The 12,364-nt window shown below is 61.0% G+C and carries 13 protein-coding genes; 3 read left to right on the top strand and 10 right to left on the bottom strand.

Annotated features, from left to right (window positions below; genetic code table 11):
• Both C0U40_RS17715 and C0U40_RS17720 read left to right on the top strand, forming a co-directional pair.
• The coding region (locus tag C0U40_RS17715) for an FAD-dependent oxidoreductase (RefSeq protein WP_180957742.1) at positions 1–714 on the top strand (714 nt) is incomplete at its 5' end.
• A gap of 27 nt (positions 715–741) precedes the next feature.
• Positions 742–2,262: a class I adenylate-forming enzyme family protein gene (locus C0U40_RS17720; protein ID WP_101657151.1), complete on the top strand. Its 1,521-nt coding sequence runs from the start codon at positions 742–744 to the stop codon at positions 2,260–2,262.
• A gap of 20 nt (positions 2,263–2,282) precedes the next feature.
• Here C0U40_RS17720 and C0U40_RS17725 read toward each other — a convergent pair whose 3' ends face one another.
• The 5 genes from C0U40_RS17725 to C0U40_RS17745 all read right to left on the bottom strand — a co-directional run bounded on the left by C0U40_RS17725 (position 2,283) and on the right by C0U40_RS17745 (position 7,194).
• Positions 2,283–2,738, bottom strand: coding sequence for a PaaI family thioesterase (locus C0U40_RS17725; RefSeq protein ID WP_101657152.1), 456 nt, complete (start codon positions 2,736–2,738; stop codon positions 2,283–2,285).
• A gap of 21 nt (positions 2,739–2,759) precedes the next feature.
• On the bottom strand, positions 2,760–3,485 hold the full coding sequence (locus tag C0U40_RS17730; protein WP_101657153.1) for a helix-turn-helix domain-containing protein: 726 nt from the start codon (positions 3,483–3,485) through the stop codon (positions 2,760–2,762).
• A complete protein-coding gene (locus tag C0U40_RS17735; protein ID WP_101657154.1) occupies positions 3,469–4,323 on the bottom strand; it encodes an SDR family oxidoreductase in 855 nt (284 codons plus the stop codon). The genes C0U40_RS17730 and C0U40_RS17735 overlap by 17 nt, the downstream gene beginning before the upstream one ends.
• A complete protein-coding gene (locus C0U40_RS17740; RefSeq protein ID WP_101657155.1) occupies positions 4,320–6,257 on the bottom strand; it encodes an AMP-binding protein in 1,938 nt (645 codons plus the stop codon). The genes C0U40_RS17735 and C0U40_RS17740 overlap by 4 nt, the downstream gene beginning before the upstream one ends.
• Before the next feature lie 112 nt (positions 6,258–6,369).
• Entirely contained in the window at positions 6,370–7,194 is an 825-nt protein-coding gene (locus tag C0U40_RS17745; RefSeq protein ID WP_341235577.1) for a glucose 1-dehydrogenase, read from the bottom strand.
• A gap of 72 nt (positions 7,195–7,266) precedes the next feature.
• Between C0U40_RS17745 and C0U40_RS17750 the strand changes: the two genes are divergently transcribed.
• The gene (locus tag C0U40_RS17750) at positions 7,267–8,589 is read left to right on the top strand and encodes a TetR/AcrR family transcriptional regulator (protein ID WP_286135084.1); all 1,323 of its coding nucleotides are present in this window, start codon (positions 7,267–7,269) and stop codon (positions 8,587–8,589) included.
• Positions 8,590–8,604: 15 nt separating this feature from the next.
• Here the strand turns inward: C0U40_RS17750 and C0U40_RS17755 are convergent, their stop codons facing one another.
• From C0U40_RS17755 to C0U40_RS17775, 5 genes are read right to left on the bottom strand one after another with little or no spacing between them, the layout of a single operon-like run.
• Positions 8,605–9,006, bottom strand: a complete 402-nt coding sequence (locus C0U40_RS17755) for a PaaI family thioesterase (RefSeq protein WP_027238768.1) — start codon at positions 9,004–9,006, stop codon at positions 8,605–8,607.
• Positions 9,006–9,488, bottom strand: coding sequence for a PaaI family thioesterase (locus C0U40_RS17760; RefSeq protein ID WP_101657158.1), 483 nt, complete (start codon positions 9,486–9,488; stop codon positions 9,006–9,008). The genes C0U40_RS17755 and C0U40_RS17760 overlap by 1 nt, the downstream gene beginning before the upstream one ends.
• A 12-nt stretch (positions 9,489–9,500) precedes the next feature.
• Positions 9,501–10,304, bottom strand: a complete 804-nt coding sequence (locus C0U40_RS17765; RefSeq protein WP_101657159.1) for an enoyl-CoA hydratase-related protein — start codon at positions 10,302–10,304, stop codon at positions 9,501–9,503.
• The gene (locus tag C0U40_RS17770) at positions 10,297–11,151 is read right to left on the bottom strand and encodes an SDR family NAD(P)-dependent oxidoreductase (RefSeq protein ID WP_027238771.1); all 855 of its coding nucleotides are present in this window, start codon (positions 11,149–11,151) and stop codon (positions 10,297–10,299) included. The genes C0U40_RS17765 and C0U40_RS17770 overlap by 8 nt, the downstream gene beginning before the upstream one ends.
• Before the next feature lie 11 nt (positions 11,152–11,162).
• Positions 11,163–12,362, bottom strand: a complete 1,200-nt coding sequence (locus C0U40_RS17775) for an acyl-CoA dehydrogenase family protein (RefSeq protein ID WP_027238772.1) — start codon at positions 12,360–12,362, stop codon at positions 11,163–11,165.
• Positions 12,363–12,364 lie beyond the last annotated feature (2 nt).

Raw genomic sequence — 12,364 nt, forward strand, 5'->3', positions numbered from 1 at the left:
CAGCTGAGAAAGCACGGGGCCAAACAGCGGCTGGGGCAGCGGGCCGACGTGAACGATCTTGACGGTTTCGACCATGTGGTTATCGCCACAGGGGTCACGCCGCGTATTCCCGACCTGCCGGGTATCGACCATCCCAGCGTCGCGACTTATGCGGAAATCCTGTCCGGCGACCGCGAGGCGGGCGACCGTGTCGTGGTGATGGGGGCCGGTGGCATTGGCCATGATGTGGCCGAATTCCTGGTGACCGAACCCGCCGAGGCCGCCAACACAGACGCCTTTTGCGAAACATGGGGCGTGGACCCCGAGTTTGCCACGCCGGGCGCCCTGGCTGGCGATCCATTGGCACCGAAACCGTCGCGACGCAAAGTCGTTATGCTTCAGCGCAAGGCAGCAAAACCCGGCGCGGGGCTTGGAGTTTCAACAGGGTGGATCCTGCGCAACGCGCTGCGCAAACACGGGGTCGAGGCGATGGGCGGGGTGACCTATGACCGCATCGACGACGCGGGGCTGCATATCCTCACGGACGAAAGCCCAATGATCATCTCGGCCGATACGATTGTGCTATGCACTGGCCAGGAGCCGGAACGCGCCCTGGCAGAAGAGCTTGCCGCGCGCGGCGTCACGGTTACGATGATCGGCGGGGCAAAGGAGGCCGCCGAACTTGATGCTCTGCGCGCCATTGATGAAGGGGTGCGTCTGGCGCAAAGTCTCTGAACCGAAGCCCTGGCAAGGGAGGAAGCCATGCTGACCGACGTCATCCGTGCAGGGCGCGCTGATCTGTATTCGATCTTTCGAACCCGCGCACAGGACTGCGCCAGGGCTTTGGCCATTGAGGACGGCAGCAAGAAACTGACCTACGGCGAATTGCTGGGGCGCGTCGATCGTCTGGCTGCCGTCTTTCTGGCACGAGGCGTGGCGCCCGGCGACAGGATCGCGATCCTGTCGCACAACCGGTCTGAATACCTGGAGGTCGAACTGGCTGCGGCGGGAATCGGCGCGATCGTCGCTTGCCTGAACTGGCGGCTTGCTCCCGATGAACTGCGGCATTGCATCGATCTGGTCGCGCCGGTTCTCGCCGTCGCCGAACCGGATCTTTCAGAAGCCTATCGGGCCGTCGCGGCGACACCCTGTCTGACCGTCGGGCCAGACCTGGACACGGCCATTGCCGGGGTCGAACCGGACCCGCGCACCGGAACCATGGTAGACGATCCAGAGGCCGGTCTGACGATCCTTTACACCTCGGGGACCACGGGCCTGCCCAAGGGGGCGCTCATCAGCCACCGCGCGCATATCGCCCGATCCATGGCTTTTGCGGCACAACTGGCGCTGGATCCCAGCGACGGGTTCATCGCCTGGGCACCGATGTTCCACATGGCGTCCACCGATCATGCGCTGGCGACAATCCTGCGGGGCGGGACCGTGGTGATGGTGGATGGTTTGCAGCCTGCGGTCATCAACGAGGCGCTGTCGCGCCACAGGATCGGCTGGTTCGTGATGATGCCGGGTGCGCTGGACGCCTTTATCGCAGACCGGCGCGCCAACCCTCTGCCGGTGAAGGGCATCAAGGTTTGCGGCGCAATGGCCGATCTGGTGCCGCCGCATCAAATCGCGGAACTGACGGGCCTTCTGGACACGCCCTATCTGAATTCCTTCGGGGCAACCGAAACCGGCCTGCCGCCGGGGACCGCCGATCTGATCGCGCCGGGTGTTACCCCGGACCGGCTTTCCAAGCGCATCAGCGCATTTTGCGAGGTTCGGCTGGTCGATCCCGACGACCGCGAAGTCCCCGATGGAACGCCGGGCGAAATGGCAGTGCGGGGCCCAACGTTGTTTTCAGGGTACTGGAACGCCGACGACACCAACGCCCGCGACTTCCGCAACGGCTTTTTCCACATGGGTGACTTGTTCCGGCGCAATGCGGACGGCACGGTCGACTTTGTGGACCGGGCCAAATACTTGATCAAGACCGGCGGCGAGAACGTCTACCCGGCGGAAATCGAGCGTGTCCTTCTATCCCACCCCGGTGTGGTCGATGCCGCGGTGGTGCGGGCATTTGACACGAAATGGGGGGAAAGCCCGGTGGCCTTTGTCGCCCATGGCGATGACGGGCCGGATGCCGAGGCGCTGATGAATTTGTGCCGCGAAAGCCTCGCAGGCTACAAACGCCCCCGCGAGTTTCGCTTTATCGCGTTCGAGGATTTTCCCAGGTCGACCAGCGGAAAGGTCCAGCGGCATGTCCTAGAAGCCCGGCTCGCGGATTGATTTGCGCCCCAGCCCGGTCGTCAGCCCACCACGCCCGTTCGTCCCACAAGCGCCATAAGCGTTCCGGTCATCGTTGCGACCAGCTTCTCATCCTCGCCCTTCACGGCATAGGCACGCGCTTCGCAGATGGTCAGAGTCCTTCCCGGCTTCACCACGTCAGCGACGAAGCGAAACCGTTCGCCGTCGGCCGGGTTGAGCAGATTGATCTTGAATTCGGCTGTCAAAACGGCCGCTTCCGCGGGCATCAGCGAAAAGGCCGCGTATCCGCAGGCGCTGTCGAGCGCAGTCGACACGATTCCGGCATGTAAAAAACCATGCTGCTGGGTCAGCGTATCCTGATGTGCCATTTCCAGAACAATGCGGCCGGGCGACAACTCGGCAATGCTGATCCCCAACGTATGCATCACGTGCTGGCGGTTGAAACTGTCATGCACCCTTGCGTCATAGTCGGCGTTTTTCGGTTCGAATCGCGTCATGGCGGGTCTTCCTCTTCGATTTCATTCATTGATGACCACTCTTAGGCGGTCTTTGAGGCGCGCATCTTGTAGCGAAAGGCCAAATCGACTCGTTGCGGACTGAGCGCGCAACGCGCCGGGCGGTTTGCCGGCCAAGGTCCGGCAAGCGGCGGACAAATGAGATTGATCGTAATATCCGGCGTCCAGCGCCAGATCGCTCAGCGGCAGGGTCTGTGACGCAAGCTGCCCGAGAGCCTGACGAAAGCGTCGCGAGGCCGCAAGCCTCCGCCGCGACACGCCGGTTTCCGCCCGCACCTTTCGACGTTCGGTCCGGTCGCTGTACGCTCCGGGTGGCGCGGCAAAGCGCAGGCCTTTCGCGAGGCCGTCAAGCACCGCGACAAGCGCAGGCAGGTCATCCTCCTCGGTCTGTACGCGGCCCAGTTCCAAGGCCAGCATGTCCAGCACTTTGCAGTCCGTCAATCGCTGCGGTCGTGACGACAGTCGCAGCCCGGCCACGACACCCCGGAATGGCCTTGGGCGGGGCGTGAAACAAGGGCGCGGTTCTGCCAGCGAAACGCGTACCCCGTCGCTGTCGTCGCAGGTTATCGAAAGGGTAAAGAGGTCAGTTGCGAACCGCCCGCTTCCACGACGGCTAAGCACACCGGAATCGCGGAACATGAAAAGGTGGTCGATCTGTGTGACCGCTTCCAGAGGCGGCACCAGCTCGAGATAGAGCGGCGGCGCCGCTAGGTCACTGAACGAATGCATCCCGGTTCTCGGCGACGAAATCAGCAAATCGACGGGCCGGGCGGCCCAATACGTCGCTGACCGTTGTCTCGATGCCGGCAAGGTAGCCCTTGGGCGCGAGGGAGGCCAGTTCGACCATGGCTCCGGCGACCTCAACCTGCATCCCACCGGCCACCATGCCCGCTTTCGCATCCTCCGCCGAAAGGGGGGCACAGGTGACATTTCGCCCTGTCACTGCGGACAGGAGAGCGGCAATATCTTCTCCGGCAAGGGCTCCGGGTCCGGTCAGACCAAGACCCTTGCCTTCGTACCTCGGAGCGGTCAGCGCCTCGGCGGCGACATCCGCGATGTCGCGGGCGTCGATCCAGGCCACGGGGCCGCCCAGATCATCGTAGTACACCGCGTCCTTCGCAATGTTGCCGGCCTGCCACAGCAGGTTCTGCATGAAATAGGTCGGCTGAACGAAGGTCCAGTCAAGGTCGCTTTGCTTCAAGAGTTCCTGGGTTTCGGAATGCCATTTGCCGAAGGTCGGCCCCGCCTTGGGCGAGGCGCCAAGCCCGGTGCCCACAACGACATGGCGCACCCCGGCGGCCTTGGCCGCCTCGATCACGTTCGCCTTCCATTGGCGCATGTCCAGATGGGCAGGCGTGACCAGGTATATCTTTTCTGCCCTGTCACAGGCCCGCGCCAGCGCGGCGGGATCGGTGAAATCCGCGGCGACCGCCTCGCATCCCTTGGCCTTGAGCGTGCCAACCTTTGCCGGGTCACTGGTGACAGCGCGCACGGTAGCGCCCTTTGCCAGAAGCGTGTCGACAAGAGGCGCGCCGGTGGTGCCCGTGGCTCCGAATACAGTGATCATGGCTTTTCCTTTTGCAGGTCTGCGATGGGTTGAATGGTTTCAGGGTTGCTGATCGACGACAGATCGCCTGGATCTTCGCCGAGGAAGGCGGCGCGCACGACCCGGCGCATGGTTTTCATACTACGCGTCTTTGGCAGCGCCTCGACAAAGTGGATCTCGCGCGGGCGGAAGGGTTTCGAGACGATCTCTCCGACCCGATCCTTGAGCCGGTCCACGAGGTCCGCGTCCAGCGACACATCCGGTGCCGCCACGCAGACGCAGACGACGGCCACACCCTTGATGTCGTCAGGTGCCGCGATGGCGGCGGCATCCACCACCTCTCCGCTCTCGGTCAGGGCCGCCTCGATCTCGGGCGGGCCGATCCGTTTACCGGCGATGTTCAGCGTGTCGTCAGACCGGCCCAGGATAAACCATGTCCCGTCCGGATCGCAGCGCACCCAGTCGCCGTGCCGCCAGAGGCCGGGGAAGTTGGACCAGTAGGTTTCAAGGTAGCGATCGCGGTCGCCCCAAATGGCCGGGGTCAGCCCCAGAGGCGGCTGGGTAACGACCAGTTCGCCCACCTCGCCCGGCGCGGCTTCGCTGCCGTCCTCGCGCAGCACTTTCGCGCCGACCCCCAGGGCCTGGGCGGAAAATCCGCCGGGCTTGATTTCGTGCAGCACGGTCGATGTCAGAATAGCACCGAACAACTCGGTCCCGCCCGAGATGTTCAGCGGCACCGCGCGGCGGCGGCAGATATGATCCAGTTGCCAGCGCCAGGCGTCCTCGGTCCAGGGTTCCCCGGTCGAGGCGACAATGCGCAGGGGCGACAGGTCGTAGTCTGTCAGCGGCTCGAGCTCCTGCGTCATGAACTGCCGTACCAGGGTTGGCGCCACGCCGAGATGCGTGACCTCCATCTCGGACGCAAGGCGCAAAAGTCTGAACGGATCGCCGGGCATCGATGGTGCGCCTTCAGCAACCACCAGCGTTGAACCCGACAGCAGCACCGACAAAAGGGTGAGCGGTCCCATGACCCATCCCATGTCGGTCATCCACAGGTGCCGGTCATCCTGTTTCATGTCGAGACAAAGCAGGAAATCAGCCGTGGCCTTGGCCTGCACCCCCAAATGGGTATGCACGACGCCTTTGGGCCGCCCGGTGGTGCCCGATGTATAGGCGATAAGGAAGGGATCTTCGGCCTTGACGGGAACAGCGGCGAAATCCGGACTGGCGGGGCCCACGGTTTCGGTCCAGTCGAGATCGCGGGTCGGATCGGCCACCGCGCCGCCGAACCGTCGCAGGCTGACCACGGTGTGCACCAAAGGTACCTCGGTCAGGGCTTCGGCAAGCGCCGCCTCCATCCAGACCGGCTTGCCTCGCCGGGGTGTGGCATCCGCTGTCAGCACCGCTACGGCACCGGCATCGTTCAGGCGCGATACGATGGCATAGGGCGCAAAGCCGGAAAACAGCGGCACCGCGACCGCGCCCAGTCGGGCAATACCCAGCAGCGCGGCCTCGATTTCGGGGATCATCGGCATATAAATGCCCACCGCCTGACCGGGCTTTACGCCGCGCGCGTCAAGGGCCGAGGCGGCGCGGGCGGCTTCGGCGGCAAGTTGGGAATAGGTCCAGCGGCAGCGGCTTCCGTCTTCGCCGATCCAGTCGATCGCGACTTTTTCGCCCAGGCCATCGGCAATTCGGGCGTCAAGACAGGTTTCCGTCAGATTCAAAGTGCCTCCGACGGCCCATGTGACCGATTCTGAACCTTCGGAGATGTCCCGCAATCGTGTGTAGGGTCGCGCGATCCGAATGCCGACGTGGTCGATGATCCGGCCCCAGAACCAGTCCGGGTCCTCATTGGTGCGGCGGGCGAGATCTTCGTAACTGTCAATGCCCCAGTCCTTCAGAAAAGCGGTCAGCGTGCTTGAACGCTGAATGTCAGAGTCTGGCTGAAACATTCATCACCTTTCTTCAAAAAAAGACCGCACAGTGAGCGCGGCCAGTCGGGGAGGTAAAATATCTTGTCACGGCTTGGTCGCAGCGCCATGTAACAGGCGCTGCGACCAGCGGTTAACCGTGCATGGACAAGCCGCCCGAAACCGATATCACCTGGCCGGTGATGAATCCGGCGTCATCCGACGACAGGAAGCAGATGATGCCAGGGTAATCTGTCGGCTGCGCCAGGCGCTTCATCGGAATTGCCCGCTTGAGACCTTCGGCAATTTTTTCACCAGCTTCGCCCTGGGCAACCTGTGCGAACAGCGGCGTATCGGTCGGGCCGGGGGCGACGGCGTTCAATTGAATACCTTTGCGTGCAAGTTCGCGCGCTACAGTCTTGGTGAACGATATGATGCCGCCCTTGCAGGCCGAATAGACAGCCTCGCCCGATGACCCGACGCGACCAGCGTCGGACGCGATATTGACAACGCGGCCACCACCGTTCTTCACCATGCCCGGAAGCACCGCGTGGTGCATGTTCAGCGGACCGTATAGATTGATGTCGATGACCTTTTTCCAGAGATCGACATCTGTATCGAGGAACGGTTTAATCACGTCCCAGCCGGCGTTGTTCACCAGCGCATCGATCGGGCCTCCGGCCTCGAATTCGGCCACCGCCTTGTCGACCTGGGCGCGGTCGGTGATATCTACCTTGAAGGCCTGCGCCTTTCCGCCAGCCTCGGTGATCAGTCGGACAGTTTCTTCCGCCCCATCCTTGTTCAGATCGAAAACGGCGACTTCGGCACCTTCTTCGCCGAACCGTCCGCAAACCGCGCGACCAATGCCGCTGCCGCCGCCGGTCACGATGACCCGTTTCCCACTCAACCCTCGCATAAGGAGGTCCTCCTTCTCCAATAGACCTTCGTAGAGAACTTGATTCGGTACGTTCTCCTTCATATTCTAACATTTGTTAGAATTATTGCAATGGACAGCCTCACCACCGGCAAGTATCGACATGGAATGGTACAGATGACAGACGCAGCCAAGAGAGCAGACGATGATCTGAGCAAGTTGGAGAGAACCCGCGAAGCGATCCTTTCGGCGGCCGCTCGACTTTTTCGGTATGAAGGTTATCACGCGACGACGATGCGCGATATCGCGCAGGAAGCGGGCGTTGAGGCCGGCAGCATATACTACCATTTTCAATCCAAGGATCAGATTCTCACCGAGGTTCTGGAACTTGGTGTGCGTCAGCTCTACGAAACGGTCAGTCAAATCGTTCGGGTTGCAAAGAAGAATCCGGAGGATTTCCGCAGGACTTTCGCATTGCTGATCGAAACCCACCTGACCTACCTGTTGACTGAGAGCGATTTCACCTCGGCCAATATCCGGAACTATCCGATGTTGTCGGATGAAACACGCGCTCCCCACCGTGATCTGCGTGCCTCTTATGCAGCAGCCTGGGGCAATTTCCTGAAAGAAGCAAAACGTAACGGTCACCTTCGAAGAGACATATCCATTACTGTGATCCGCCAGTTCATCCTGAGTGCCATGAACTGGACCGTGGAATGGTACGATGTCGAAAAGTATCCGGTGCACATCCTCGCTGAACGTATGAGCAAGCTGATACTTGACGGTATGTGTTTGGATCGCAGAGCTGAAACAGAAGGTCTGAAGCTGACCCCCGCCGCTCCCGTCAATATCCCTGATACCAACGGCAAGGCCGCGAAGACCCGCGCAGAGATCCTGCGAGTGGCGGCGCGCGTTCTGAGGGACAATGGCTACAAGGCGACAACGCTGCGGAAGATCGCTGACGAATCGGACATGAAGGCGGGTAGCGTCTACTACCATTTCAAATCCAAGGAAGCGATCGTGGACGAGGTACTCAACGAAGGGTTAAGCGATCTGCTATCCGGTGTCAGTGCAGCCGTTCAGAAGTTCGATTCCCCATACGATCATCACACCAGAATAGCAACCGCAATCTGGACGCATCTCGATTTTCTCTTTAAGGCAAGCGAGTTCACCTCAGCGAACATCAGAAGTTATGGGATGCTGCCCAACCACTTTCGGGAAAGGCACCGAGGCATTCGCCACGACTACGGACGACTTTGGGACATGATCCTTCGCGAAGCGCAGCAAGACGGTGCCATAAGGTCGGATATCAAGATCGTTCCTTTGCGCCAGGTGATGTTGGGTGCCTTGAACTGGACGGTAGAGTGGTTCGACCCGAACAAGGCAGGAGTGGAAGGGTATCTCTCACTGCCTGAGTTCTCCGGTATGCTCATCAAGCTTCTGCTGGAAGGAATTTGCAACCGGGAAACCGCCCCGTCCACAGGACAAGGCACGACCTGAAAGCAGTCGCAGTGGTCAGACCAGAAGGAAGTGATACAGCCCTTCCGCAACCGCCTTTTCCCGGTCCGTCTGCCAGGTGATCACGCTGACGCTCGCCATCCGCTTGCCCTTGCGCGTCACGTTGGCGCGGGCAAAAAGCGGGCCCTTCACGCCAGGTCGGAGGTAATCGACGGTCAGGTTAATCGGCTTGGCCGGGACATCCGCGAAGTCGGGCTGTACCGCGATCGCGGCCGTGGCTTCCATGAAACTCGCGATGATTCCGCCATGGTAGTACTCCATGACAGGGTTACCGATATGGCGGTCATCAAAGGTCATTTCAGCCTCGGCATGAAGGTTGTCCAAGCTTCGGATCTCAAAATTAAGAAATCGGAAGAACGGCACCCTGGATACATTGGCATTGGCAGTTTGCACATCCATCACGAGGTTTTTCCTTTAGTCATCGCATCAAACAGGTCAGTGCCGCCGCGCGTCAAAGCAAACGAGGCGGCTCCACGGGCTATTTCAGCATTCTCATGGCCCTCGAACCAGACGCTGCCGGAATTGAAGGCAATATGGCGGGTCTTCCGAAAACAATGCGCGCGAACGATGACATCCGCGCGCGAATAGGCGGGGCGCAGGTAATCAACTCTGAGGTCGAGAGTGGCCATGGTGCTGACGCCCTCGATTGCCACAAAGTTTGCCAGTCCGAAGACACTGTCCAGGAGAGCCGTCAGGATACCACCATGAAGCAGGGTCTGGTCCGCATCGACGCAAAAATCCGGATTAAACGGCATCCGAACCCGAACACCTTCGCTCGAAACCTCTTCGATCTCAAGCGCCATATGCGTAATCAGGCCCTTGCCGCGCGCATTCCACATTTGCGCGATTTGCTCCATCTTCTTCTTGGTGATGTCAGACATGCGATCTTTCCTTTAACGCCCAGTGAAGTTGGGTTTTCGTTTCTCGATGAAAGCAGCAACCGCCTCGTGGTGGTCTTCGGTCTGATGCATGAGTGCCTGATAGGCCGCCGCGGAATTCAGGAAATCCGGTAGGTCCATCCGTTCGGCATTGCGCATCAGACGTTTGGCGACCCGCACCGCGCGCGGTGGTTTCGCTGCGATGACGGCGGCCCGCTCGCGGGCTCGTTCCATCAATTTTTCATGGGGCACAAGTTCAAGCACCATGCCAAGCTCCAGCGCCTCTTCGGCCTCGACCATGCGCCCCGAGAAGGTCAGATCGGCGGCCATCTGGTGGCCCAGACGACGCAACAGGAACCAGCTGCCTGCATCGCCCGGAATGATCCCGAGATTCAGAAACACCTCGCCGAACTTTGCTTTCTCCGAGGCGATGCGCATGTCGCACATCATGGTCAGGTCGCACCCCGCGCCGACCGCGGGTCCGTTGACCGCGGCGATCGTCGGAACATCCAGGTTATAGAGCGCCTGTGGCAGGCGCTGCACCCCATCGACATAGCTCTGCGCCGCCGCAAGCGGCTCCTTGCGGAAGACGCTGTCGGGGTCGTTCATCTCCTTGATGTCGCCGCCGGCACAAAAGGCCGGGTCGGCGCCGGTCAGGATCATGACGCTGACTTGCGGGTCTGCCTGCACCTTGGCGAATGTGTCCAAAAGAACGGCGATCATTTCATTACCGGTGATCGGGTTGCGACGCTCGGGATCGTTCAGCGTGACCGTGGCGATCCTGTCGGAAATGTCCAAAAGGACGGGTTGCTTACTCATTCTTTCCATCTCCGCGTTCGCGTTTTTCGAACATGTCGGGATTGATCATGTCGCGGGCATCGTGGCCCATATGCAGGGTTTCCCCACCGTCCACATAGATATCTTCGCCGGTGATGAAATTCCCCAGATCGGACGCAAGGAAGATAATCGTCCCAGCGATGTCCTCGGCCATACCCATCCGGTTCAGGACCGAGCGGTTAAGCTCTTTCCATCGATCCGGTGAAATGGGGTAGCGGCCAAGCGCCTCGGTCTTGATCGTGCCCGGCGCGACACAGTTCAGACGGATGCCATACTCGCCCCATTCGGCGGCCAGCGTCTTCATCATGCCGGTCACACCGGCGCGCGCGGCGACGGTGTGTGTAAAGCCGCTGAGCGCGGTGCGCGCCGAGATGGCGGTGACAAACACGACCGATCCACCGTTGTCATACATGAAGTGATCGGCGGCGGCGCGGGTCATCTGCCATGACCCGATCAGGTTGTTGCGGATCACGGCTTCGAAGCCCTTGTTGGTGATATCGCGGGCGGCCGCGATATACTGGCCGCCGGCATTGTTCACCAGAACGTCGAGCTGTCCGTAGTGGTCCTTGATGCGTCCCATCGCGGCTTCGATACTGTCCTCGTCGCGGGTATCGCCGGGCACCACAAACGCCTCGCCCCCCGCAGCCCGGATCATCTCGGCGGTCTCCTCCAGCGGCTCTTCCCGGCGCGCAAACAGCGCAAGTCTGGCCCCGCAAGAGGCCATTTCAAGCGCCGTCGCCCGGCCCATACCTGATCCGGATCCCGTGACCAGGGCAACCTGTCCCGCCATGAGGTCCGCTGCGTAACGTCTTGATTTTTCTTCGCTCATGTTCAGCCCCCTTAGTTTTTCAGAAGTTCGCCAGAGATGATGAGCTTGCGCACCTCCTGGGTGCCCGCGCCGACCTCGAGCACGCGACCGGTACGGTAGAGCCGGTTCACTTCGGTATCGCGCATATAGCCCGAACCGCCGTGAATCTGGACGGCCTTGTCCAGCACGAAGGATGTCGCCTCGGCGGCCTTGTAGATTGCCGCAGCGGTGAGCTTGTGGATCTCGCCACGCCCGCCTTCGCCCTCTTCAAGGCCCTCACACATGGCCGCGGTACGCAAGGACAGGCTGCGCGCCGCCTCGATCTGGGTGTACATGTCGGCCAGCATCGCCTGCACCATCTGGAAACTGGCGATCGGCTTGCCGAATTGCTGCCGTGTCTTGGCGTAGTCGATGGAAATATCCAGCGCCCGCTGCGCAATGCCCATTGCGTTGAAGCAGACGATGGCACGTTCCAGATCCAGCCCGGACATCGTCACGGCAACGCCGCCATCCAGTTTGCCGACCATATTCTTGGCCGGAACGCGGCAATCTTCGAACACCAGTTCCCCGGTGGGCGAGCCACGGAAGCCCATCTTGTTGAGCTTCTGGGCAACCTTGAAACCTGGCGTGTCGGTTTCAACGATGAAGGCGGAAATTCCCTTGGCCCCTTTTTCCGGCGAGGTCTTGGCATAGACCAGGACCAGATCGGCAATCGGTCCGTTGGTGATGTAGATCTTGGAACCGTTCAGGATGTAGTCGTCTCCATCCTTTTTGGCCGTGGTCCGCATCGAACCGAGCGCGTCAGACCCCGCGCCGGGTTCGGTCAGCCCCAGGGCGCCGATCAGCGTGCCGTCGCAAAGGCCCGGCAGATACTTGCGGCGCAGGTCGTCACTGGCGTTGCGATAGATGTTGTTGACGCACAAGTTGTCGTGGGCCACATGGGTTAGCCCGATGGCGGCAGAGGACCGCGAAAGCTGTTCGGTGATGATACAGGCCGAGGTAAAATCCAGCCCCGCACCGCCGAATTCAGGCGGCACGTTCAGGCCCAGATAGCCCATCTCGCCAAGCTTGGGAAAGACCGAAGGCGGCAGGTCATCAGTGTCGTCCATTTCCGCATTCAGATGGTGAAACTCGGACATGAAGAACTTGCCGGCCTGATCGGCCAGAGCCTGTTGCTCCTCCGTCATGAAATGTGTTGGCAAAGCGGTGTCGTTGCGAAGTTGCTTGTTCATGG

Origin of the sequence: Neptunicoccus cionae (genome assembly GCF_002860325.1) — a bacterium.
In the GTDB taxonomy this organism is placed as follows: domain Bacteria; phylum Pseudomonadota; class Alphaproteobacteria; order Rhodobacterales; family Rhodobacteraceae; genus Amylibacter; species Amylibacter lutimaris.